18 protein-coding genes are annotated in these 25,557 nt (G+C 33.3%); 17 read left to right on the plus strand and 1 reads right to left on the minus strand.

Features of this window, described 5'->3' with window-relative positions:
* The first annotated feature begins 297 nt into the window (after positions 1 to 297).
* The 16 genes from rny to WBF61_RS01815 all read left to right on the plus strand — a co-directional run bounded on the left by rny (position 298) and on the right by WBF61_RS01815 (position 21,510).
* Positions 298 to 1,857 carry a ribonuclease Y gene (gene rny / locus WBF61_RS01740; RefSeq protein WP_424253364.1) on the plus strand — a complete coding sequence of 520 codons (1,560 nt, stop codon included), beginning with the start codon at positions 298 to 300 and terminating at the stop codon, positions 1,855 to 1,857.
* A gap of 164 nt (positions 1,858 to 2,021) precedes the next feature.
* Complete coding sequence (locus WBF61_RS01745; RefSeq protein ID WP_424253366.1) at positions 2,022 to 2,825, plus strand: TIGR00282 family metallophosphoesterase; 804 nt, start codon at positions 2,022 to 2,024, stop codon at positions 2,823 to 2,825.
* A 39-nt stretch (positions 2,826 to 2,864) separates the two neighbouring features.
* Positions 2,865 to 5,474, plus strand: a complete 2,610-nt coding sequence (gene mutS / locus WBF61_RS01750) for a DNA mismatch repair protein MutS (protein ID WP_424253368.1) — start codon at positions 2,865 to 2,867, stop codon at positions 5,472 to 5,474.
* Positions 5,475 to 5,512: 38 nt separating this feature from the next.
* Positions 5,513 to 7,474 carry a DNA mismatch repair endonuclease MutL gene (gene mutL / locus WBF61_RS01755; RefSeq protein ID WP_424253425.1) on the plus strand — a complete coding sequence of 654 codons (1,962 nt, stop codon included), beginning with the start codon at positions 5,513 to 5,515 and terminating at the stop codon, positions 7,472 to 7,474.
* 169 nt (positions 7,475 to 7,643) lie between these two features.
* On the plus strand, positions 7,644 to 8,087 hold the full coding sequence (gene msrB, locus WBF61_RS01760; RefSeq protein ID WP_424253371.1) for a peptide-methionine (R)-S-oxide reductase MsrB: 444 nt from the start codon (positions 7,644 to 7,646) through the stop codon (positions 8,085 to 8,087).
* Between the two features lie 187 nt (positions 8,088 to 8,274).
* Positions 8,275 to 8,889 carry a Holliday junction branch migration protein RuvA gene (ruvA, locus tag WBF61_RS01765; RefSeq protein WP_424253372.1) on the plus strand — a complete coding sequence of 205 codons (615 nt, stop codon included), beginning with the start codon at positions 8,275 to 8,277 and terminating at the stop codon, positions 8,887 to 8,889.
* A gap of 28 nt (positions 8,890 to 8,917) precedes the next feature.
* Entirely contained in the window at positions 8,918 to 9,925 is a 1,008-nt protein-coding gene (ruvB, locus tag WBF61_RS01770; protein ID WP_424253374.1) for a Holliday junction branch migration DNA helicase RuvB, read from the plus strand.
* 18 nt (positions 9,926 to 9,943) lie between these two features.
* The gene (gene queA / locus WBF61_RS01775; protein WP_424253376.1) at positions 9,944 to 10,975 is read left to right on the plus strand and encodes a tRNA preQ1(34) S-adenosylmethionine ribosyltransferase-isomerase QueA; all 1,032 of its coding nucleotides are present in this window, start codon (positions 9,944 to 9,946) and stop codon (positions 10,973 to 10,975) included.
* Positions 10,976 to 11,509: 534 nt separating this feature from the next.
* Positions 11,510 to 12,655, plus strand: coding sequence for a tRNA guanosine(34) transglycosylase Tgt (tgt, locus tag WBF61_RS01780; protein WP_424253378.1), 1,146 nt, complete (start codon positions 11,510 to 11,512; stop codon positions 12,653 to 12,655).
* 91 nt (positions 12,656 to 12,746) lie between these two features.
* On the plus strand, positions 12,747 to 13,073 hold the full coding sequence (yajC, locus tag WBF61_RS01785; protein WP_424253379.1) for a preprotein translocase subunit YajC: 327 nt from the start codon (positions 12,747 to 12,749) through the stop codon (positions 13,071 to 13,073).
* Between the two features lie 133 nt (positions 13,074 to 13,206).
* On the plus strand, positions 13,207 to 13,488 hold the full coding sequence (locus tag WBF61_RS01790) for a post-transcriptional regulator (RefSeq protein WP_424253381.1): 282 nt from the start codon (positions 13,207 to 13,209) through the stop codon (positions 13,486 to 13,488).
* A 382-nt stretch (positions 13,489 to 13,870) separates the two neighbouring features.
* Positions 13,871 to 16,501, plus strand: a complete 2,631-nt coding sequence (gene adhE / locus WBF61_RS01795) for a bifunctional acetaldehyde-CoA/alcohol dehydrogenase (RefSeq protein ID WP_424253383.1) — start codon at positions 13,871 to 13,873, stop codon at positions 16,499 to 16,501.
* Positions 16,502 to 16,778: 277 nt separating this feature from the next.
* Positions 16,779 to 17,426 carry a metal-dependent transcriptional regulator gene (locus tag WBF61_RS01800; protein WP_424253385.1) on the plus strand — a complete coding sequence of 216 codons (648 nt, stop codon included), beginning with the start codon at positions 16,779 to 16,781 and terminating at the stop codon, positions 17,424 to 17,426.
* A gap of 108 nt (positions 17,427 to 17,534) precedes the next feature.
* Positions 17,535 to 18,656, plus strand: coding sequence for a DNA polymerase IV (gene dinB, locus WBF61_RS01805; protein ID WP_424253387.1), 1,122 nt, complete (start codon positions 17,535 to 17,537; stop codon positions 18,654 to 18,656).
* A 546-nt stretch (positions 18,657 to 19,202) separates the two neighbouring features.
* Positions 19,203 to 20,534, plus strand: a complete 1,332-nt coding sequence (locus WBF61_RS01810) for a DRTGG domain-containing protein (protein WP_424253388.1) — start codon at positions 19,203 to 19,205, stop codon at positions 20,532 to 20,534.
* A gap of 16 nt (positions 20,535 to 20,550) precedes the next feature.
* On the plus strand, positions 20,551 to 21,510 hold the full coding sequence (locus WBF61_RS01815) for a DHH family phosphoesterase (RefSeq protein ID WP_424253389.1): 960 nt from the start codon (positions 20,551 to 20,553) through the stop codon (positions 21,508 to 21,510).
* Between the two features lie 83 nt (positions 21,511 to 21,593).
* Here WBF61_RS01815 and WBF61_RS01820 read toward each other — a convergent pair whose 3' ends face one another.
* Positions 21,594 to 22,967: a hemolysin family protein gene (locus WBF61_RS01820; protein ID WP_424253391.1), complete on the minus strand. Its 1,374-nt coding sequence runs from the start codon at positions 22,965 to 22,967 to the stop codon at positions 21,594 to 21,596.
* A 462-nt stretch (positions 22,968 to 23,429) separates the two neighbouring features.
* Between WBF61_RS01820 and WBF61_RS01825 the strand changes: the two genes are divergently transcribed.
* Entirely contained in the window at positions 23,430 to 25,538 is a 2,109-nt protein-coding gene (locus tag WBF61_RS01825; RefSeq protein WP_424253393.1) for a PBP1A family penicillin-binding protein, read from the plus strand.
* The last annotated feature ends 19 nt before the right edge of the window (positions 25,539 to 25,557 follow it).

The following is a 25,557-nucleotide window of genomic DNA, read 5'->3' on the forward strand; positions in this document are numbered from 1 at the left end:
AGCTATCACGGGTTGTACCGATTTAGCTTCTTTTTTACTTTTTTGAGAAATAAAAGGATGAGAATGAAGAATATATAAGATAACGTTCTCATTTAATGAACAAAAGTAGCTTAAACACCCACAAAAGTTATTATTAAGTTGACATGTCCAGTGTAGACAATTAAAATTAAGATATCCTTTACTTTATCTTTAGATAACAGGTAGGTTTTATTGGTAAAAAAGTTACGAAGTTCTACCAGATAATTGATAATTGATAAATAGGAAATGACAAATTAAATAAGATACGGAGGTGGAAGAATGAATTTCAACAGTATAGCCTTCGCTATCGTTACTTTAGTTGTCGGTCTTTTTGTAGGATATGCTATCCGAAAATCAAAACATGAAAAAGAATTGGTTGGTGCTAAAAACACTGCAACTGGAATATTGGATGAAGCGTATAGAGAAGCTGAAACCATGAAGAAAGAAGCGATGTTAGAAGCGAGGGATGAAAACTACAAATATAGAACTGAAATTGAAACTGAGCTGAAAGAAAGAAGAAATGAGATTCTAAGGCAAGAAAAACGGTTAGTGCAGCGTGAAGATAATATTGACCGTAAAAATGACAGCTTAGAAAAACGTGAACGGACACTTGAAGCAAAAGAAGAGAAATTAGGTTTAAGACAACAATTATTGGACGATTTGGAGAATCAAGCAAGAAAACTAGTTGAACAACAAGAAATAGAACTAGAAAATGTAGCAGCTCTTTCACGAGAAGATGCTAAACATATTATTATAGAAGAAACAGAAGAACAACTATCTCATGAACTTGCTATTATGGTTAAACATTCTGAAGAAAAAGCAAAAGAAGAAGGAGATCGTCGTGCACGAGACTTGATTGCTCTAGCTATTCAAAGAAGTGCTGCAGACCAAGTTTCTGAATCTACAGTTTCTGTGGTATCTTTACCAAATGATGAAATGAAAGGTCGAATTATCGGACGTGAGGGTCGAAACATTCGAGCTTTAGAAACGTTGACAGGTATAGATTTAATTATTGACGATACACCAGAAGCGGTTATCTTAAGTGGATTTGATCCAATTCGCCGCGAAATAGCTCGTATGACGCTTGAAAAATTAATTCAAGATGGCAGAATTCATCCTGCCCGCATTGAAGAAATGGTAGAAAAATCACGTAAAGAAATGGATGAACGAATCCGTGAAATAGGTGAACAAGCAACATTCGAAGTAGGTGTACATTCTATTCACCCAGATATTATAAAAATATTGGGACGTTTACGTTTTAGAACAAGTTATGGGCAAAATGTCTTACAACATTCAATAGAAGTCGCTAAGTTATCAGGAGTACTTGCTGCAGAATTAGGTGAAGATGTAACTTTGGCTAAACGAGCAGGATTACTTCATGATATTGGCAAAGCATTAGACCATGAAGTAGAAGGTTCGCATGTAGAAATTGGTGCAGAAATTGCAATGCGTTACAAAGAAAATGAAACAGTCATTAATGCAATAGCCTCTCATCATGGTGATGTGGAAGCAACTTCTGTTATTTCTGTCTTAGTCGCTGCTTCAGATGCTTTATCTGCTGCTAGACCAGGAGCTAGAAGTGAGTCACTTGAGAATTATATTCATCGTCTTGAAAAATTAGAAAGTATTTCTAATAGTTTTGAAGGTGTAGAACAAAGTTATGCTATCCAAGCAGGACGTGAAATAAGAATCATGGTTAAACCAGACACAGTTGATGACTTAGAAGCTATCAGTCTAGCTCGAGATGTCCGTAATATGATTGAGGATGAGTTAGATTATCCAGGTCATATTAAAGTAACGGTTATTCGTGAAATAAGAGCAATAGAATATGCTAAATAAATAATAGAGAAAAAGGTACGATACGAGTGGTATTTCATTCGATTCGTATCTTTTTTATATTAAAATTTTTAGAACAATAAAGCTAAGCGTTTCGTTGCTTTTCTTTACTGCGATTTATTGTTAAAATGATTTGAATGCAATTATCTAGAGAAGAGGCAATAAACATGAGATTATTATTTATTGGTGATGTTGTAGGATCTATGGGGCGAGAAATGGTTCATGATCATCTACAAAAGTTAAAACAACAATATAAACCACAAGTTACTATCCTGAACGGTGAAAATGCAGCAGCTGGAAGAGGAATTACTGAAAAGATATATAAAGGGTTTCTTCAAGATGGCGTTGATATTGTGACAATGGGAAACCACACATGGGATAATCGGGAAATTTTTGAATTTATTAATGATGCAAAAAAAATGATTCGACCAGCAAATTATCCTGAAGGGACACCCGGAAACGGTATTGCCTATATCAAAGTAAATCAATTAGAATTAGCTGTAATAAATCTAATTGGTCGAGTATTTATGTCTGATGTAGATGATCCATTTAGAAAAGCAGATGAGTTAGTAGAAGAAGCGAGTCAACGCACACCATTAATATTTGTTGATTTCCACGCTGAAACAACTAGTGAGAAACAAGCAATGGGATGGTACTTAGATGGCAGAGTTTCTGCAGTAGTTGGTACGCATACACATGTTCAAACAAATGATGCTCGTATACTACCCGCTGGAACGGCTTACTTAACAGATGTCGGTATGACAGGACCTTATGACGAAATCTTAGGAATGAGGCGTGAAGCAGTGATTAATCGCTTCTTAACTCAGATGCCTACGCGATTTGAGGTACCAAAGGAAGGACGTAAGTTACTATCGGGTTGCTTTATAGAAATAGATGATAATACAGGAGCTGCAAAGAGAATTGAAAATATTGTTATTAACGACGATCGTCCGTTTGGAAATGGGTTTTAAACAGTAATCTATTAAAAGAAAAGTGAGGAAGGGAAAAGCATGCCGCAAAAAACAGAACATACACCGATGATGGTACAATATTTAGGAATTAAAAAACAATATCCAGATGCATTTTTATTTTATCGCTTAGGTGATTTCTATGAAATGTTCAATGAAGATGCAATAAAAGCTTCTCAATTATTAGAAGTAACATTGACAAGTCGAAATCGTAATGCAGAGAATCCAATACCGATGTGTGGAGTACCTTATCACGCAGCTAGAGGATACATTGATGTATTAATTGAAAAAGGATACAAAGTAGCTATTTGTGAGCAAGTAGAAGATCCAAAAACTGCTAAAGGAATGGTTAAACGAGAAGTCGTTCAATTGATTACACCTGGAACGGCTATAGAATCAAAAAATATGGATGCTAAATCCAATAATTATTTAGCTGCATTGTCGGTAACGAATAGGAATCAATATAATTTAGCATATGCAGATTTAAGCACTGGAGAATTAAAAGCTACTCAGTTATCCTCTGTAGAAGAAGTTATAAATGAATTAAGTGGATTGAAAACAAAAGAAGTTGTTTTTGAAGAAGCTGAAAGTTTGGATTTACAGTCTGAATTAAAAAATAAGTTAGGTGTAATGATCTCAATACAACAAAGAATTGATGAGAATGCTTCATTATCTTATTTAACAAGTGAAATAGATAGTGAAGAGATTATATCCGCTACAAGACTCTTGCTCTCTTATTTAGAAGTTACCCAAAAAAGAAGTTTAGCTCACTTACAAAAAGCAGAAGTTTATATCCCGGAACATTTTCTGAAAATGGATCATTACTCAAAACATAATTTGGAATTAGTTTCCTCTATTAGAACAGGTCAAAAAAAAGGAACGTTACTTTGGCTTTTAGATGAAACTAAAACAGCAATGGGTGGTCGTTTAATAAAGCAATGGATTGATAGACCTTTAATTCAAGAACAACCGATTAAAGAACGTCAAGATGTAGTTGAAAGTTTAATCAATCATTTCTTTGAACGCACTGATTTAAATGAAGCATTAACAAGAGTCTATGACTTAGAGCGTTTAGCTGGTAGAGTAGCATTTGGTAATGTAAACGGTAGAGATTTACTTCAGTTGAAAACTTCGTTATCACAAATTCCGTTATTAAAAAATATTATTTCTTTAATAAACAAAGGTGAATGGAATCCTTTAATGACTCATTTAGACGATGTGCCTGAGGTTGTGGAATTAATTGAGCGAGCAGTTCATTTAGACGCGCCACTCTCATTAAAGGATGGGAATGTGATTAAGGATGGTTTTGATGAGCAACTAGACCTATATCGTGATGCAATGCGTAATGGTAAAAAATGGATTGCCCAATTGGAAGCACAAGAGCGTCAGAAAACAGGAATAAGAACCTTGAAAATTGGTTATAATCGCGTATTTGGCTATTATATTGAAATAACTAAATCTAATTTAGCCTCTTTACCTGAAGGTTTATATGAGCGTAAGCAAACTTTAGCTAATGCTGAACGCTTTATTACACCTGAACTAAAAGAAAAAGAGATATTAATTCTAGAAGCGGAAGAAAAGTCTTTAACTTTGGAATATGAATTATTTAGTAAAGTGAGAGAGGAAGTAAAACAATATATTGACAGATTACAGTTATTAGCTAAAACAGTAGCAACTATAGATGTCTTGCAAAGCTTTGCTACAATTAGTGAGAAATATCATTATGTAAGACCCAAATTAACCTTTGATAGCAGAGAACTTATTCTAAAAGATGGTAGACACCCTGTTGTAGAAAAAGTATTGGGTCAACAGACTTATGTGCCTAACAGTGTTGAAATGGATGCTCAAACTGAGATCATGCTGATAACTGGACCAAATATGTCTGGGAAGAGTACATATATGCGCCAGCTAGCTTTAACGGTCATTATGGCTCAAATGGGTTGCTTCGTTCCAGCTAAATCAGCACAATTACCGATATTTGATCGCATCTTTACTCGTATTGGAGCAGCAGATGATTTAATTTCTGGACAAAGTACCTTTATGGTAGAGATGATAGAAGCTAATCAAGCATTGCGCCACGCTACTCAAAATAGCCTTATTCTATTTGATGAGATAGGTAGAGGAACCGCTACGTTCGATGGTATGGCTTTAGCAGAAGCAATTATTGAATACATCCACAATCATGTACATGGTAAAACCTTATTCTCGACTCATTATCATGAATTAACAGTGTTAGACCAAGAGTTGAAAGGATTAATAAATACTCATGTAGGTGCGATAGAAGAAGATGGAGAATTAATTTTTTTACACAAGATGATGCCAGGAGCAGCAGATAAAAGTTATGGAATACATGTAGCTAAATTAGCAGGGTTACCTAAAGACTTATTGGTAAGAGCAGCAGTTATTTTAGAACGTCTTGAAAAGAAAGAAGAGTTAATATTAGAATCTACTAGTCAAGATACAATAGAGTTAAAAAGTAAAAAACTTAAAACAAACAAAGAAATTGAAAAAGAAGAACAATTATCTTTATTTGGAATGGTAGATGCAAAAGAAAGTTCTATTGTAAAATCATTAGCAGAACTAAATTTACTAACGATGACTCCTTTAGAAGCTTTAAATGTCTTGCATAGTCTACAACAGCAACTGGACTAAATGATAGCTTGGAAAATAGACAGAAAGGAACAGATAAAATGGCTAAAATTCAAGAACTTTCCGAAATATTAACTAATCAAATAGCAGCTGGAGAAGTAATCGAACGACCAGCTTCTGTTGTGAAAGAGCTAATTGAAAATGCAATAGATGCAGGTAGTACACAAATAGATATCATAACGCTAGAAGCTGGGCTGAAACAAATTAAAATTATTGATAATGGAGAGGGAATACCTTCCAAAGAAGTGTTAAATGCATTTAAAAGACATGCAACGAGCAAAATCTATTCACGTGATGATTTATTTAGAATTCGGACGTTAGGGTTTCGAGGTGAAGCATTGCCAAGTATAGCATCTGTTTCTGAGGTAACCTTAGAAACTTCAACTGGAAATCAAGAAGGAGCCTATGTTTATTTAAAAGGTGGTAAAGTAATAGAAGAACGGTCTGCAAAAGCTAGAAAAGGAACAACGATAACGGTAGAAAACTTATTTTTTAATACACCTGCACGATTGAAATATGTAAAAACAATTCAAACTGAACTTGCAAACGTAACGGACATTGTTAATAGAATGGCGATAAGTCACCCTGATATAGCATTTAGATTAGTTCATGATGGCAACCAACTAATGCGAACAGCTGGTAATGGTGAGTTAAAGCAAACCTTAGCGGGAATTTATGGGGTTGCTTTAGCAAAAAAGATGAAAAAAATAGAAGGTAAAGATTTAGATTTTGAAATTAGTGGATATATATCTTTACCTGAAATGACTAGAGCAAGTCGTAATTATCTTTCTATCATAATAAATGGTCGGTATATAAAAAATTATTTATTAAATAAAGCGATTATTGCTGGTTATCGTTCAAAACTTATGGTCGGACGTTTTCCAATTGCTGTTATCGAAATTACAACAGATCCATTATTGATGGATGTTAACGTCCATCCAACTAAACAAGAAATAAGAATTAGTAAAGAAAAAGAATTAATGGCATTAATTGAAGAAGCTATCTTTCAATGCTTAGGTAAAGAACAGTTAATCCCTGAAGCATTGAGTAATTTAAATTTTAAAAATAAGATAAAACAATCATACGATACTAGTGAGCAAACAAAACTAACCTTTCATAAAGAATTGTCAAATCAACGCAATGAACCAACTGACATTTCATCTTATGTAAATAACTTGGATACAGCCAAAAGTTCGTCACCTTATTTACAAGAAAAAAATAAAAATCCTATTTCACAACTTGATTCATCAGATCAAAAACAGTCTTTTATTTTGAATGAAGAGGAATCTCTGCATACACAAGAATGTAAAACGACTAATGAGAATGCTATGCCAAAGCAACATCGAGCACCTTACTTTGAAACAGCTGAAAAGTTGATGGAGAGGAATAAAACACCTTTTCTTGAAAAAGTTCATTTGCCTTCATTAGACTATATTGGTCAAATGCACGGGACTTATTTATTTGCGCAAAATGAAGAAGGACTCTATATATTAGATCAACATGCGGCACAAGAAAGAATTAAATACGAATATTTTCGTGAAAAAATCGGTAAGGTAAGTACGGATTTACAAGAACTACTAGTTCCAATCTTATTAGATTATCCTAATAGTGATACGATAAGAATTAAAGAAAACCAACAAGCTCTTGAAGAAATCGGTATCCATTTGGAACCTTTTGGGCAAAATAGCTTTCTATTAAGAAGTCATCCTGTATGGTTTGATAAAGGGGCAGAAGAGCAAATTACTAGAGAACTAATTGATTTATTGTTAGAAAAGGGAAAAGTTAATGTTGCAAAGTTTCGTGAAGCTACAGCTATAATGATGAGTTGTAAAGGTTCAATAAAAGCAAATCATCATTTAAATGACTCAGAAGCACGGGCCTTACTAAATGATTTGTCTAAAACAAATAATCCGTATAATTGTCCTCATGGAAGACCTGTATTAATCCGTTTTACAAATAATGATATGGAGAAAATGTTTAAACGAATTCAGGATTCTCATTAAAAGGTTGATACAATGAGGCAAGCCGATAACTTGATGCTTTGTTGGATATACGTTAAAATGTAGAAAGAAACAACGATAAACTTCTGCTGCTAAGCAAAGAAAAACTTTTTTTGTAAAGAGAGGTTTTAAAATTACTTGAAAAGTTTTAGCATAGAATAGGAGGATATTTATGAAAGATATGAAAAAAGAAGAATTAAAAAAAATCTTAACACCCATTCAATATGAAGTGACTCAAAATGAGGCAACTGAAAGACCATTTACTGGTGAGTATGATGCTTTTTATGACGATGGTATTTTTGTGGATGTAGTAAGCGGCAAACCACTATTTTCGTCAACAGATAAGTATGATGCAGGATGTGGTTGGCCGTCTTTTACAAAACCTATTGATTCTAAAGAAATAATTGAAAAAACAGATCGTAAATTATTAGGAATGAAGCGAACGGAAGTACGAAGCCAGGATGCTGATTCTCATTTAGGACATGTTTTTAATGATGGACCTGTTGAAGCGGGAGGATTGCGCTACTGCATTAACTCCGCAGCTTTACGTTTTGTTCCAAAAGAAAATTTAGAAAAAGAAGGATACAGCTCGTATTTAAAATTATTTGCTTACTAATTTTTTAAATAATATCAAATCCTTTCACTTAATTAGTATAAGTGAAAGGATTTTTTTGATGTAGATAATTTTCACAGCTATAAAATATAATTGAACATTCTTTTAAATGTCTAATTATGTTAGAATGAGAAGGGAACAGGCGTACTTGTTAAACCTTCTAGACAGTTAAATGAATGGAGCTAAAAAAATGTATGAATATCTTAAAGGGATGGTTACTTTTATTGGGCCAGCCTATATAGTAATGGAATTAAATGGGATAGGTTATCTATTGTACATAGCGAATCCTTTCAGATTTTCTAAACAATTAAATCAAGAAACGATTATTTATGTACATCAGGCTGTAAGAGAAGATGCGATTACTCTCTACGGATTTAAAGATTATAATGAAAAACAATTGTACTTAAAACTCATTAGTGTATCAGGGATCGGCCCTAAAAGTGGGTTAGCTATATTAGCAAATGATGATCACGCAGGATTAGTTCAAGCTATTGAGAATGAGGAAGTGTCATATTTAGTTAAATTTCCAGGAGTAGGAAAAAAGACGGCAGCTCAAATTATTTTAGATTTAAAAGGAAAATTAGATGACTTAGATATAATGAGTCAGCCACTTGGAGGGGCAATCCAACAAGAGTTAAGTTTGTCGCATAAGCAAGGTCCTGTGAATGAGGCGCTTGAAGCGTTGACAGCACTTGGCTACAGTGCAAAAGAAATCAAAAAGATTGAGCCAGAAATTCGTAAAATGAATAAAGAAACAACAGATGCCTATTTGAGGGAAGCATTACGATTATTAATGAAAAAATAAATGGTAGAGACAAATGAGGTGAATGAACATGACTGATCAAGAACGGATAATTTCAGGTGAAAGTGATAGTCTAGAGGAGTTATCTATAGAAAAATCATTAAGACCTCAATATTTAAACCAATATATTGGACAATCAAAATTAAAATTAGAGTTAGGAATTTATATCTCAGCTGCTAAAAATCGCGAAGAGGCATTGGACCACGTTTTATTATATGGTCCTCCTGGATTAGGTAAAACAACGATGGCGATGGTTATCTCTAACGAAATGGATGTTAATATCCGTACTACTAGTGGTCCTGCAATTGAAAAAGCCGGTGATTTAGTTGCATTACTAAATGAATTAGAAGCCGGCGACGTTTTATTCATTGATGAAATTCATAGGATGCCGAGAATGGTAGAAGAAATGCTTTATTCAGCAATGGAAGATTATTTTGTTGATATTATTGTTGGTCAGGGACCAACTGCACATCCAGTTCATTTTCCATTGCCTCCTTTCACACTAATTGGAGCAACTACTAGAGCTGGGATGTTATCTGCACCTTTGCGAGATCGTTTTGGAATTGTCTCACATATGGAGTATTATACAGTTGAAGATTTAAGTGATATTGTTATTCGTTCCGCAGATATTTTTCAAACGGAAATTCATGATGAAGGTGCCTTAGAAATTGCCAAAAGATCAAGAGGTACCCCACGAGTAGCTAATCGACTATTAAAGAGAGTAAGAGACTACGCTCAAGTACAATCAAATGGCGTGGTTGATAAGAAAAGTGCAGATGAAGCATTAACGATGTTAAGAGTAGATCAAAAAGGATTAGATTTTGTTGATCAAAAAATGGTCAGAACAATGATTGAAGTGTACCAAGGTGGACCAGTTGGACTTTCAACAATCGCAGCTAACATCGGAGAAGAAATGGAAACAATTGAGGATATGGTGGAACCTTATTTATTGCAAATGGGCTTTATTCAACGGACTCCGCGTGGTAGAATTGTCACACAGTTAGGGTTTGACCATTTAGGCTATCCTACAAACAATTAAGGACAGGAGAGTTAAGTTATGTTTTCAACAAATGATTTTGATTTTGATTTACCAGAAGAGTTAATTGCGCAGACTCCACTAGAAGACCGCTCTAGTTCAAAACTATTAATGTTAAATAAAGAAAATGGAAAAATAATAGATGAACATTTTCCAGCTATTTTAAATGAATTACAAGCTGGAGATGCACTAGTCATGAACGATACACGTGTTTTACCGGCTAGACTTCATGGGACTAAACCTGAGACAGGTGGTCATTTAGAAGTTTTATTATTGAAAAATACTGTTGAGGATCAATGGGAAACGTTAGTTAAGCCGGCAAAAAGAGCAAGAATAGGGACCAAAATTTCATTTGGTGATGGTCGTTTAAAAGCTATTGTAAAAGAAGAGTTGGACCATGGAGGACGTATTCTTGAATTTTATTATGAAGGGATTTTTCTGGAGGTATTAGAATCTCTTGGTGAAATGCCTTTGCCACCCTATATTAAAGAACGCTTAGAAGACAATGAACGTTATCAAACAGTTTATGCGAAAGAAAACGGATCTGCTGCAGCTCCAACTGCAGGACTTCATTTTACACAAGAATTATTAGAACAAATTAAAGCGAAAGGTGTTCAGTTGGTTTTCTTAACATTACATGTTGGATTGGGAACATTTCGGCCAGTGAGTGTAGACTCTATTGAAAATCATGAAATGCATTCTGAATTCTATCGATTATCTGAAGAAGCTGCTGATCAGTTAAATAAGATAAAAGCTGCCGGAGGAAGAATCATTGCTGTTGGAACGACTTCAATCAGAACACTAGAAACGATAGGTACTAAGTTTAATGGCGAAATTAAAGCTGATAATGGCTGGACAAGTATTTTTATTTCTCCAGGCTACGAGTTTAAACTTGTCGATGCTTTTCTAACAAACTTCCATTTACCAAAATCTACTCTTGTTATGCTAGTCAGTGCTTTTGCTGGTAGAGAAAAAGTATTAGAAGCATATGAACATGCCGTAAAAGAAAACTATCGCTTTTTCAGTTTTGGGGATGCAATGTTTGTAAAATAATAGAACAGATTTAAATTAATGAAATAAAACAAAAAAATGAGAAGCTGGCTAGAAAATGCCAACTTCTCATTTGTTTTAAGAGAGGTATGAGTGAACTATTTTACTTTTATACAGATTTAACTTTAACTACTGAATTTCTTTTTAAAACGACATACATCTTACTTTACTTTGTTCGAAAAACTCATTTAAGCTTAACTTTTATTTGGAAATCTTTTCTTTAAATTACTTATTTATTCGTGGTACTAAAATTTAAAGGTGTTGCTTAACGAAATTTGAATCTGGTAAACCAAAACAAAATGTTGAATTAATTGTTTCTTTGAAACTAAACAACCAAGAAATTCATTCGTTCACCCATACTTGCATCTCTCTTTACACTCATAATATACCACGTTAAGGTACCGCTTACAAATGATATGCATTAATTTTTATAAATCAATTTGCAAATCAAGAAAAACATTAGTATAGTTAGTAAGTCACTATTATTAATCAAATAATAGACTCATTTTAAAGTACAACGAAAGTAGGAAAAAATTTATGTCAGAACCAGCAATTAAATATCGTCTAATAAAGAAAGAAAAACATACAGGCGCCCGTTTGGGAGAAATTATAACGCCTCACGGAACCTTTGAAACACCAATGTTTATGCCAGTAGGAACATTAGCAAGTGTTAAAAGTATTGCTCCAGAAGAATTAGAAACGATGGGCGCAAATATTATTTTAAGTAATACTTATCATCTATGGCTAAGACCAGGTGAGGATATTGTTGAAGAAGCAGGTGGATTGCATAAATTTATGAACTGGGACAAGGGAATCTTGACAGATTCAGGTGGCTTTCAAGTTTTTTCTTTAAGCGAATTAAGACAAATTGAAGAGAAAGGCGTACATTTTAGAAATCATTTAAATGGATCCAAAATGTTTCTCTCACCTGAGAAAGCTATTCAAATTCAAAATAAATTAGGACCAGATATTATGATGAGTTTTGATGAGTGTCCACCTTTTGATGAAAGCTTTGACTATGTAAAAAAATCTGTAGAACGTACAACACGTTGGGCAGAACGGGGTCTAAAAGCTCATGCTAAACCTAATAGTCAAGGTCTTTTTGGAATAATTCAAGGAGCAGGATATAAAGAATTACGTGAACAAAGTGCTAAAGAACTTGTTGCAATGGATTTCCCAGGCTATTCGATTGGGGGATTATCAGTAGGAGAACCTAAGCATTCGATGAATGAAGTACTAGAATATACAACACCTTTGATACCAGAGAATAAACCACGCTATTTAATGGGAGTTGGAACAGCTGATTCTTTAATTGATGGAGTAATAAGAGGTGTAGATATGTTTGATTGTGTCTTGCCAACGAGAATAGCAAGAAATGGTACGGTGATGACTAGTCAAGGACGAGTAGTCATAAAAAATGCTAAATACGAGCGCGATTTTGGTCCCTTAGATCCCAAATGTGACTGCTACACATGTAAAAATTATAGTCGGGCCTATATTCGTCATTTAATCAAGGCAGATGAAACTTTTGGTTTACGCTTAACTAGCTATCACAATCTTTATTTTCTCTTGAACGTGATGAAAGATGTCAGACAAGCTATTAGAGAAGATAATTTATTAGAGTATAGAGAAAGCTTTTTTGAAGAGTACGGGTACAATAAACCAAATGCAAAAAATTTCTAAAATTTAATAAAAAATTAAGTGGTACTAATGAGTAAGATTTGTTACAGTTAACAATGAGATAACCTTTCAAAATATAGAATGGAGTGAAGTAATGGAATTTATTATTAGTATTTTACCTTTTGCTGCAATTATGGGCTTAATGTATTTCATGATGATTAGACCTCAAAAGAAAGCAGCAGACAAAACTAAAGACATGTTAGCTTCAATGAAAAAAGGTGATGGAGTAGTTACTATCGGTGGTTTACATGGAATAATCGATGAGCTTAATGAAGCAGATAAAACAGTAGTTATCAATTGCGAAGGAATCTTTTTAACCTTTGAAAGACGTGCGATTGCTAGAATTAAAGATTTAGCAGCTGTTGCAACTGTCGAAACTTTTGAAGTAGAATCAGAATCAGAAGATAATGAATTAGTTTAACAAAAAAATTTAGAATGAAAAAGAGAAAGCTTAGGTTTTTTCTTTTTTTTTCTCTTCTCTTCAGTTACTTAGCGTATATAAAAGTTGCTAACATTAAAGAGAACAATTTTTATCAGGAATAGGAGTGTTTAAATTGAATGAGCATTCATTTTCTTTATTTAAAAAACTTGAACCGTGGTTAAATCTAAAAACGACAGAATTTCATTTATTGGGTTACAAGCAAATATCTAAAGATGACTTGTGGCGTTATTTGACTCTATTCTCATGGAAAAGAACGATACCTAGTCATTATTATGAACAAATTGAACATATTATGCAATTGACACCGAATGATTATTTAGATTTTGCATCAGTTGAAGTTTTGGTTACCCCCAGTTGTTCATTAGAAGATATGGATATAAATGATTTGTTTTAAGTTAGATAGTCTAAAATAAAAACTATTAGAGAATTCCCTAAAAAACCTTCAAAAGGTAGATGAAAATCTACCTTTTGAAGGTTTTTTTTATTTTAAGAGAGGAATTATAAACTTATAGGAAAATCAGAAGCTTTAATTTTAGCTATTTTTAAAAATTAAAATCGCTTAATTGTGAAGTTAATATCAATTGATTAAAATAATTATAATGTAAAAAAGATAAATCCGCCAATGGAAAAACAAAAAAGAAAGCGCTTAACAACGATGTTTTTGCTAATTAATAATGTTATTTAATAAAAAGATGGAAAAAGCTTTACATTTAATAAAGGATGAATTATGATTGGGTTGTGAATAAGTTAACAATAAAAAAACGGAGGAATACAAAATGACTTCTACAAAATTAGATAACAAAGTAAAAACAGATACAGTTGAATTAACGGATAAACAATCCCCCATCGAAGTGGCTATTAATGAGATGACAATTAAAGGTAAAAAAGCCTTAGCAACCTTAGAAACGATGAATCAAGAACAAATCGATCACATTTGCCATCAGATGGCAATAGCTGGTCTAAATGAACATATGCTTTTAGCTAAAATGGCTGTTGAAGAAACTGGCAGAGGAATTTATGAAGATAAGTGCATAAAAAATATGTTTGCTACAGAATCTATATGGAATACAATTAAACACGATAAAACGGCTGGTATCATAAGTGATGATGAACAAAGTCAATTAATTGAAGTAGCAACGCCAGTAGGAATAGTCTGTGGAGTAACCCCAGTAACTAACCCTACTTCAACAACATTATTTAAAGCGTTAATTTCTATTAAAACTCGTAATCCAATTATTTTTGCTTTCCACCCAAGTGCTCAAAAATGTTCAGAAGCAGCAGCACAAATTGTTTTAAACGCAGCTGTTAAAGCTGGAGCACCTGAAAATTGTATCCAATGGATCAAGCAACCTTCTTTAGAAGGTACTAACTTACTAATGAACCACTCAGACATTGCTATTGTTTTAGCAACTGGTGGATCAGCAATGGTAAAAGCGGCTTACTCAACTGGTAAACCAGCTTTAGGAGTAGGACCAGGAAATGTACCAAGCTACATTGAAAAATCAGCTAAAGTGAAACGTGCTGTTAATGATATTATTGCTTCAAAATCATTTGATAACGGAATGATTTGTGCTTCAGAGCAAGCTGTTATTGTAGATCAAGAAATTTATGAAGAAGTAAAAGCAGAGTTTATTAAACATCAAGTATACGTCGTAAAACCTAGCGAACTAAAACGGCTTGAAGATGTTGTTATGAATACAACAAAAACAGCTGTTAATGCAGCTATTGTTGGGAAGTCAGCAGAAGAAATTGGAGAACTTGCAGGAATTAAAGTTCCTAAAGGGACTAAAATTATTATTGCTGAGTTAGATGGAGTAGGAGAAAATTATCCACTATCTCGTGAAAAATTATCTCCAGTATTAGCAATGCTTAAATCAACTTCAACTGAAGATGGATTTTCATTAGCTCAACAAATGTTAGAATTAGGCGGATTAGGACATTCAGCTGCAATTCATACATTAGATGATGATTTAGTTAGAAAATATGGAGAACAAATGAAAGCTTGTCGTATTTTAGTGAATTCTCCTACAGCACAAGGTGGTATCGGTGATTTGTATAACAATATGATTCCTTCATTAACACTTGGATGCGGTTCTTATGGTAAGAACTCGGTTTCTAAAAACGTATCAACTATTAATTTAATGAACATTAAAACAATTGCAAAACGTAGAAACAACATGCAATGGTTTAAATTACCTTCAAAAATTTATTTCGAAAAATATTCTATCCAATATTTACAAAAAATGGAGAATATCAAAAAAGTATTCTTAGTTTGTGATCCTGGTATGGTCGAATTTGGTTATGCAGATAAAGTGATTGCTGAATTAAATAAAAGAAAAGAAAGTGTACAAGTAGAAATATTCTCGGCAGTGGAACCTAATCCATCAACAGATACTGTTATGGCCGGAACAGAAGCGATGATTCAATTCCAACCAGATACAATCATCGCAATTGGCGGAGGTTCAGCAATGGACGCAGCTAAAGGTATGTGGTTATTTTATGAAAAACCAGAGACAGTATTTTTTGGAGCTAAACAAAAATTCTTAGATATCCGTAAAAGAACATACAAAATTCCTACATTAAATAAAACACAGTTTGTATGTATTCCTACTACTTCAGGAACTGGTGCTGAAGTTACACCTTTTGCAGTTATTACAGATAGTGAAACACATGTTAAATATCCTTTAGCTGATTACGCTTTGACACCTGATGTTGCTATCATCGACTCACAATTTGTTATGAGTGTTCCTAAATCTGTTACAGCTGATACAGGAATGGATGTCTTAACACATGCAATTGAATCTTATGTTTCTGTTATGGCAAGTGATTTTACAAAAGGTTTAAGTTTACAATCAATTAAATTAGTCTTCCAAAATTTACGTGATTCATACGCATACGCAAATGAAGATGCAAGAGAAAAAATGCATAATGCTTCTACAATGGCTGGTATGGCATTTGCAAATGCATTTTTAGGAATTAACCACTCTATCGCTCATAAGATAGGTGGAGAGTACAATATTGCTCACGGACGCACAAATGCAATCTTATTGCCTCATGTTATCCGTTACAATGCAAAAGATCCTTCAAAACATGCTTTATTCCCTAAATATGAGTTCTTTAAAGCTGATGAAGATTATGCTGAAATCGCTCGTTTCATGGGATTCAAAGGAAATACAACCGAAGAATTAGTAGAATCACTAATCTTTGAAATCAATAAACTAGGTAAAGATGTTGGAATTGAGATGAACTTAAAAGCTCAAGGAGTAACACAAGAAGTACTGAATGATACTGTTGATCATATGGCTGAACTAGCATTCTTAGATCAATGTACAACAGCAAATCCAAAACAACCATTAATTAGCGAATTACGCCAAATTATTATCGATGCTTATGATGGTGAAAAATAAAAAATCTCTATAAAAAATAAAGATTATTATGAAAGAAATACTGTTTTCCTAATTTAAAAGGGAAATGGTATTTTTTTATAAAGTAAAGTGTTCTTTGGTGTATTGTACGAGCAGACATTATCAGTTTTTATAGTAGCAGCTAGCTAAATTTTCTCATCAAAAAATAATTAAGTAAGATTAAACATGATCTCTAGAAAGATTGCTTTTTAAAATTAAAATAGTTATAATCAAACTAATAAGTTAGGTTAGCCTAAATATAAAGAAGTGGGTGATGTCATTGACACCTAATAAAGAAGATTACTTGAAAATTATCTATGAACTTGGTGGGACAGAAAAAAAAATTAATAATAAAGAAATTGTTAAAAGACTAGGAGTTTCAGCCGCCTCAGTGAGCGAAATGATGTCTAAACTTTTAAAAGAAGGGTATATCGAAAGATTACCTTATCAAGGGGTAGAACTTAACGAAAAAGGACTTATTAAAGCTAGCACATTAATAAGAAAGCATAGATTATGGGAAGTATTTCTAGTTGAACAACTTGGCTACTCTTGGAATGAGGTTCACGCAGAGGCTGAGGTTCTAGAGCATGTTTCATCAATAGAATTAACCAATCGATTAGAAAAATATTTGGATTTCCCAAAGATATGTCCTCATGGAGGCATGATTCCAGAAAAAAGAGGGATTTTAAAGGAACCTTTGTTAGAAACTTTATCTGAGCAAAAAGAAAATCAAACGGTAATAATAAAACGAGTAGCAGATGAAAAAGATTTATTAGACTACCTAGTATCTATAAATATTGGAATAAATGATGTGTGCACGATTGATTCTATTGGCGCATATGAAGGATCTATCGTAGTGAAAAAAGATAAAAAAAAGATCCAAATAAGCTTTAAAGCGGCATCTGATATGTACGTTCAGCTAATTTAGATAAGAAGAATTCGGCATAGTTGTCGTATTCTTCTTTGTTTTTACAACAGCTACTCTTAAAAAAAGAATCACGTTCCCACATGGTTGTAATGAAAGAAGGTGAAGAAAGTGGAAATTGGGGTAGTACGTTTTGATGAACCGGTTAAAGATACATCGAGAAAAATTATTCATATCGATATGGATGCTTTCTTCGCTTCGGTCGAAGAGAGAGATCATCCTGAGTTAAAAGGACAGCCTATTGTTATTGCTAAACACCCCAATTTGACAAAAGGGAAAGGTGTTGTTGCAACAGCGAATTATGTTGCAAGAACATATGGTATACATTCTGCTATGAGTGCTCAAAAAGCCTATGAATTATGTCCTAAGGCCGTATTTATTCCTGGAAATTATGAACGTTATCGAGAAATTTCGAATAAAATTAGAGAAGTATTCTTACATTATACAGATATTATAGAACCGTTATCACTGGATGAAGCATACTTAGATGTAACAGAAAATAAAAAAGAAATGAAAAGTGCAACACTTATTGCCCATTCTATCCAAAAAGAAGTATGGGACACCGTTCGCTTAACCTGTTCTGCAGGAGTTTCTTACAATAAGTTTATAGCGAAACTAGCTTCAGATTTTAAAAAGCCGTCTGGTGTTACTGTTATCACACCAGACGAAGCTTTAGATTTTTTAAAAAATCTTCCTATAGAAAAATTTTATGGAGTAGGAAAAAAAACGGTTGAGCGGATGCATGAGGTAGGTATTTACAATGGTGAAGATCTTTATCAAAGAAACGAGATGGATTTGATTCGTTCATTTGGTAAAATGGGGTATTCTCTTTACAGAAAGGTTAGGGGAATTGATGATTCTCCAGTCAGAATAAGTAGAGAGAGAAAATCAATAGGGAAAGAAAACACGTATAACCAAAACTTAGTTACTGAAAATGAAATTGTAGCAGAATTAAGGTTCTTATCTAATAAAGTGAATCATTCATTAATGAAAGAACAAAAGCATGGGAAAACGATTGTATTGAAGATTCGCTATTCTGATTTTGAGACTGTGACTAAAAGGCATACGTTACCTCATTACATTAAAGAGGCAGAAGAAATCTTTTTTCATGCACAAAATATATGGGATGAGATTGGAGAATTGCAAAAGGGAATAAGATTGTTGGGGATTACAATTACAACACTTGACCCATTAACATTTGAAAATATTGTTTTACCACTTTGGGAAAAATAAAACTATAGATAGAAGATTTTGAGGATTGGGTTAAATTAATTTTCTTTTTTTAAGATACACTGTATATACTAGTACAGTTTTTTTGTTGTGTTATAATAATAGAAAATGGGACTAACGAAGATATCAGGAATTTGGTAATGAATGATACAAGTTGAGCCTAATATAGGATAAATTGTTCTAATTAATCTTTTTATTATAGAAAAGTCAAAGAATAATCTTAATCTGAAAAGAATTTAAGCAGATGCTATTATTTTTAGTCACATTTATAAAAAATTATATTTGAGAAACACAAAAAATGAAAGTGGTAATAATTATAGTTGGTAGTAAGATTGGATTAGTAATTTTTTAAAGAAAGCGATTGGAAATTATGTAATTCGATTGAGTTAGTTAGTTTAAAGCTAAAAAAATCTTTCCAATTTAACGCATTACCGTACTTTTCTTTTGTTTAAATGAAACTCTTTAAACTTTTGTGATAATTTGTCTTAAGAACAAGGAAATCTATTAGAAATTTAGGAATTTGATTAGAAACTATTTTGGAGGTACCTTATGACTACTAAACACGAACGAATATTAGCTTATATCGAAACCCTGCCTGTCGGAGAAAAAATTTCTGTACGATTAATCGCTAAGAATTTAAATGTTAGTGAAGGTACAGCTTATAGAGCTATCAAAGAAGCACAAAATAGTGGTCTAGTTTCAACTATTCAACGAGTAGGGACCATACGGATTGAACGGAAAATGAAAGAAAGTATTGAAACACTTAGTTATGGCGAAATAGTGAAAATTATTGAAGGAGATATATTTGGTGGAGAAAATGGGTTAAATAATATACTCACTAAATTTATTATTGGCGCAATGACAGAAGATGCCATTGTTCGCTATATAGCACCAGGTTCCTTAATGATTGTAGGTAATCGAGAGAGTGTACAAAGGTTAGCATTAAAAAGCGGGTCTGCTGTATTAATTACAGGTGGTTTTGAAACGAGCAATGAAATTATTGACTTAGCTAATGAATTAGCATTACCTTTAATGGGGACAAGTTATGATTCGTTTACTGTTGCTACGATGATAAACCGTGCGATGACAGATCAATTAATAAAAAAAGATATTATTCTTGTACGAGATATTTACACAAAAATTGAAGAAACAATGTACTTAACTGTTGATGATACTGTCTTAGATTATCGACGACTTAATGAGAAAAGTAAGCATACAAGATTTCCTGTTGTGGGAAAGAATTTACGACTAGTTGGGATTGTTGCTGCCAAAGATATGATTGGAAAAGCTGATCAACAAAGTATTGAGCGTGTTATGACAAAGGATCCTACCGTAGTGAAAACTCATATGAGTGTGGCTAGTGTAGGACACCTAATGATATGGGACGAACTTGAAGTTATGCCTGTAGTTGAAGATAACTTAACTTTAATGGGTATTATTTCAAGACAAGATGTTATGAAAGCTATGCAATCTGCTCAAAGGCAACCACAAGTTGGAGATACAATTTCTGATCAAATTCAAGAGCAGATTGAACTAGTTAGTGAAAATCATGAAAATATTGAAAATGACATTCCTTCTTATAAGTTCAATGTGACTCCACAGATGACAGATTCTGTAGGGACAATTTCATTTGGTGTGTTGAGCGAAATTATCACCAGTTGTGCAAAACGTTCATTATTGCTTTATCAAAAGAGAGATGCGTTAATTGAACAGATGGATTTACATTACTTTAAAATGATTCAATTAGAAAGTACGCTAGAAATAAAACCTAAAGTATTTGAAATTGGTAGACGCTCATCAAAGTTTGATATCGAAGTGTATGTTGAAAATGTATTAGTTGCTAAAGCTATTGTGATTTGCCAAATGATGCAAAGAAATTAAAAAGGAGTCGAACGTAATGTCATTATTACCATATAAAGAAGTACTAGAAATGATAAAAGAATACAACACGGTTATTGTACATCGTCATATGCGACCGGATCCTGATGCTTTAGGATCTCAAGGTGGACTAGTTGAACTGTTGAAGGAAAGTTTTCCGAAAAAAAGAATTTTCAAAACTGGAGGTCCTGTAGGAGATCTAGATTTTTTAACAACGATGGATGAAGTCAGTGATAATGATTACAAAGAAGCTTTAGTTATAGTAACAGATACCGCTAATACACCAAGAATTAGCGACGAACGCTATAGCAATGGATCGAAGCTGATTAAAATAGACCACCATCCTAACGATGATGTTTATGGTGATATACAGCTAGTGAATAGTGATGCGAGTAGTTGCAGCGAAATAATAGTAGATTTTTATATAGCAAATCAAGAGGAATTAGTTTTGACTAAAGAAGCTGCTCGCTTATTATATGCAGGTATTGTCGGCGATACAGGTCGCTTTTTATATCCCTCAACTACTTCTCACACAATGAGAATAGCAGCTAAATTGATGGAATATGATTTTATTCCTAATGAAGTAAATAACCAAATGAATGTTATTTCTCAAAAGGTTGCGAAATTAACTGGATATATTTTGCAAAATCTTATTGTTTCTGAGAATGGAGTAGCAAAAGTATTAATAGCTAAAGATTTATTGAAGAAATTTGATTTAACCGACACTGAAACATCTTCAATTGTGTCTATTCCAGGAACAGTCGAAGGAGTATTAACTTGGGGTATTTTTGTTGAGCAGCCTGAAGGACATTTCCGGTGTCGCTTAAGATCAAAAGGTCCAATCATTAATGAGGTTGCTAAACGTCACCATGGTGGTGGTCATCCTATGGCAAGTGGAGCTAATGCAAAAAACGAAGAAGAAATTAATGTGATTATAGATGAACTATCAGCGCTTGCTGATGAATGGTTAGACAAATAAGAGGAATTCTATTGGAAAAGCCAAACTTTAGAATAGAAAAATCCGTAGGACCCAAAGAGTTCTACGGATTTTTCTATTTATATCTATCGAGCATTTGAATTGGATTGAATATTAGTAGAAGGGCTGTTCTTTATAATGTCTATTAATTCAATAGTGCTATTACCTGATTTAATGACAGTAAAGGTATATCCGCCTTCGACAAGAGCTTCTCCTTCAGAAATATCGTATTTTTGATTTAGCATCCACCCACCTAAAGTGTCGACATTTTCTTCTTCAATAGATAGACCAAAAAGTTCATTAATTTCATCAACAAGCATTCTTGCGCTGACACGATAGTGGTTATCGCCAACTTTTTTTACTTCAGGCTCTTCAATGCTTTCATAATCGTCGCTGATATCGCCCACTATTTCTTCAACAATATCTTCCATTGACAGCATACCACTAGTACCACCATATTCATCAACTAAAATTGCAAGTTGGTTTCTTTCTTTTTGCATTTTGACCAACAATTCTTTAATAGGTATTGTTTCAATTACGCGAATAACTGGTCTAATGTAGTGAGAGAAATCAAAAGTATCAGATATGTTGTCTTCAACAGCGTTAACATAAGCTGCAAATATCTCTTTTGTGTTTAATATCCCAATGACAATATCTTTATCACCATCTTGAATTACAGGATAGCGTGTATAGCGTTTTACGCTTACTAATTGGCTAATTTCTTTTAAAGACATGTCTGTTGAGACAGTAATCATTTCAGTTCTAGGCACCATAATTTCACGACTCATGCGATCATCAAAAGCAAAGACGTTTTCAACAAATTGATATTCGTCTCTATTTATCTCGCCACTCTTCAAACTTTCACCCATAATAATTCTGAGTTCTTCTTCAGAAACACCTTCACCAAATTCACTTTTACTAGGAACACCAACAGCTTGAGAAATTTTATTCGCTAAAATATTTAGAATAAAAACAATAGGATACATTAGCCGAAACCAGAATTGTAAGGGTTTGGCTATAATTAAACCGATTTTTTCAGTGTTATTAATGGCAATGTTTTTTGGTACAAGTTCTCCAATAATAACCTGAAGAAACGTTAATACAATAAAAGAAAGAAGGATAGAAGCTATTTTTGAAATAGATTCTGGCAATTGAAAATTTGCAAACAATATATCAAATAGACGGCCAAATGTAGGGCTACCTAACCAACCTATAGCTAGTGAGGTTACTGTGACACCTAATTGAGTAGCGGACAGATAAGTGTCTAATTTTTGAGTCATATTTTTTAGCAATTCTGCCTTTTTATTTCCATCTTCTATAAGAAAATCTAACCTTGATGGTCGTATACGAACCAGTATGAACTCTGACATAACAAATAAAGCTGCGATAAATAAGATGATAAAAAACACTATCATACCAGTGGTTAGTGACAAATGGATGCTTACGCCAAGATGACGCAAGCTTCACCTCCTTGTTAATTTATAACTCTAAATTTAATTTTTATTCAATAGATAATTCTGATTGAAACAAGTTTTTTAAGAAAAAATAGTAAAATAAATAAAAATCAATAGTAATGCGCCCTCTAAACATTTAATTTAGATTTGTTAATTATTATTTTTATTTTTTTCTATCAAATTTCTCGCCTCACTTTAACTTAATAAGTTCTTTTTATAACGAATTAACTATAAAAAAATAGATAGCCTCTATTTTATAAAAGTCTTATAAGTTTACTGTACCTTAATATGGTAAAATGTTAAAGTAAAAAACAAGTTTATCATCTTTTTTTTAAAAAAAAACGTAAGATTGGGTTTAGAACTAGAATATCTCCTACTTAAGAACGATTCAAATTATAAAAACGTTTGATATACTCCAACTATAAAAAGAAAGAACATCAAATAGTAAAAACGAAGGATGTTTAAAAAATGAATGTAAAAGATCTAGTTAAAAAAATAAATTATTATTTTAAAAAAATATGGATAAAGTCAAAACCGTACGTTATAGCATTTCACATTAAATTTAAACGAATTTGGAAGAAATTACATGCAACGAAAATAGTTATTCTTATGCTCTTGTTGATTTCATTATTTAGTAGTGGTTATCTACTGTATCTAGCTAAAACGTCTAATGTTTCAACACTAAAAGCCGGACTCGAACAAACAACGACCGTTTATGATATCGATGGAGATGAAGCAGGCACACTCTATTCTCAAAAAGGCTCATTCATCTCACTCGACGAGATTTCACCTTCTATTCAAGCAACAGTAATTTCAACCGAGGATAAACGATTTTATGATCATAATGGATTTGATATTATCGGTATTGCTCGTTCAGCAGTAGGTTTTGTTGCTAATGGTGGAGAGATAAGTGGTGGTGGGAGTACAATTAGCCAGCAGTTAGCGAAAAATGCTTATTTAACATTAGATCAAACCCTAATAAGGAAATTAAAAGAGCTATTTCTAGCGATTGAAATTGAAAAGCAGTATACAAAAAATGAAATATTAGAAATGTATCTAAATAAGGCTTATTTTGGGAATGGAGTTTGGGGAGTAGAAGATGCTTCTCATAAATACTTTGGGAAAAATGCTAGTGATGTTTCTCTAACGGAAGCAGCTACAATTGCAGGAATGTTAAAGGCACCGACTACGTATAATCCTTTGGACAATCTAGAAAATTCACTCTCAAGAAGAAATGTTGTTTTAGATTTATTAATCAAAAATAATGGTATATCAAAGGAAATAGGCGAAGCAGCAAAGAGTGAATCTCTTCAGTTAAGAGATGATTATCAGCAAACTAATGGGTATCAGTATCCGTATTATTTTGATGCAGTTATTGAAGAAGCAATAAATAAATATGGTTTAGATGAAGAAGAATTACTAAATAAAGGGTATAAAATATATACTTCATTGGATCAAAACTACCAATCAAGAATGGATCGAACGTATGAGAATGATTGGCTCTTTTCTGACGCTTCAGACGGGACATTGCTACAAAGTGGATCTGTTGCAATGAATCCTAAAACAGGAGGCGTATACGCAGTTGTAGGTGGAAGAGGTGAGCATACGTTTAGAGGCTTTAACCGTGCAACACAGATTAAGCGTCAACCCGGTTCCATTATGAAACCACTAGCAGTTTATACTCCAGCTTTGGAGTCAGGCTATGATATTGATTCAACATTAAAAGATGAGAAAAAATCTTATGGATCAGATGACTATACACCGGAAAATTATGATTTCAACTATTTAGGAGAAGTTCCGATGTATCAAGCTTTGGCCCAAAGTTTAAATGCTCCTGCAGTTTGGCTTTTAGATCAAATAGGTCTAGAAAAAGGAATAAAAAAAGTAGAAAAATTTGGTATCCCAGTTCAAGAGGAAGATAAATATCTTGGATTAGCTCTTGGAGGTACTACAGGTGGAGTGTCGCCACTCCAAATGGCAAGTGCATATACGGTGTTTTCGAATGCAGGATTACGAAGTGAAGGGTTCTTTATTACTAAAATTGTTGACGCTACTGGCGCAGTAATTGTCGATAATACTGAACAAAAAACTAAAAAAGTTACTTCACCAGAAATAGCAGATAAAATGACAAGTATGCTCATGGGTGTATTTACTAACGGTACAGCTAGTAATAATGCTCCTGATGGGTATGAAATTGCTGGGAAAACTGGTAGTACGGAGGTATCCTTCAACGATTCAGGAGGAACAACAGACCAGTGGACAGTTGGTTATACTCCAGATATAGTTGTTGCTACTTGGATTGGTTTTGATGAGACAGATGGAAACCACTATATGGAAACAGGTAGTTCGACGGGTGTAGGTCCGTTATTTAAACTTCAAATGCAAAACATACTACCTAAAACACCTCAAACGGCTTTTGGTACGACAAGTGCAGAAACGATTGTAGGTTCAAAAGAAGAGAATAGTTCTTCTCAATGGAAAGAAACTATTTATCAAATGGGCGAACAATTCAAAGAAGGTATCGACCAATTGAAAGATAGAACAGGATCTCTAATTGAGCGATTTAAAAATCGATAGCAAAAATACTAGTACTGAA

This window comes from Carnobacterium sp., assembly GCF_049673005.1.
In the GTDB taxonomy this organism is placed as follows: domain Bacteria; phylum Bacillota; class Bacilli; order Lactobacillales; family Carnobacteriaceae; genus Carnobacterium_A.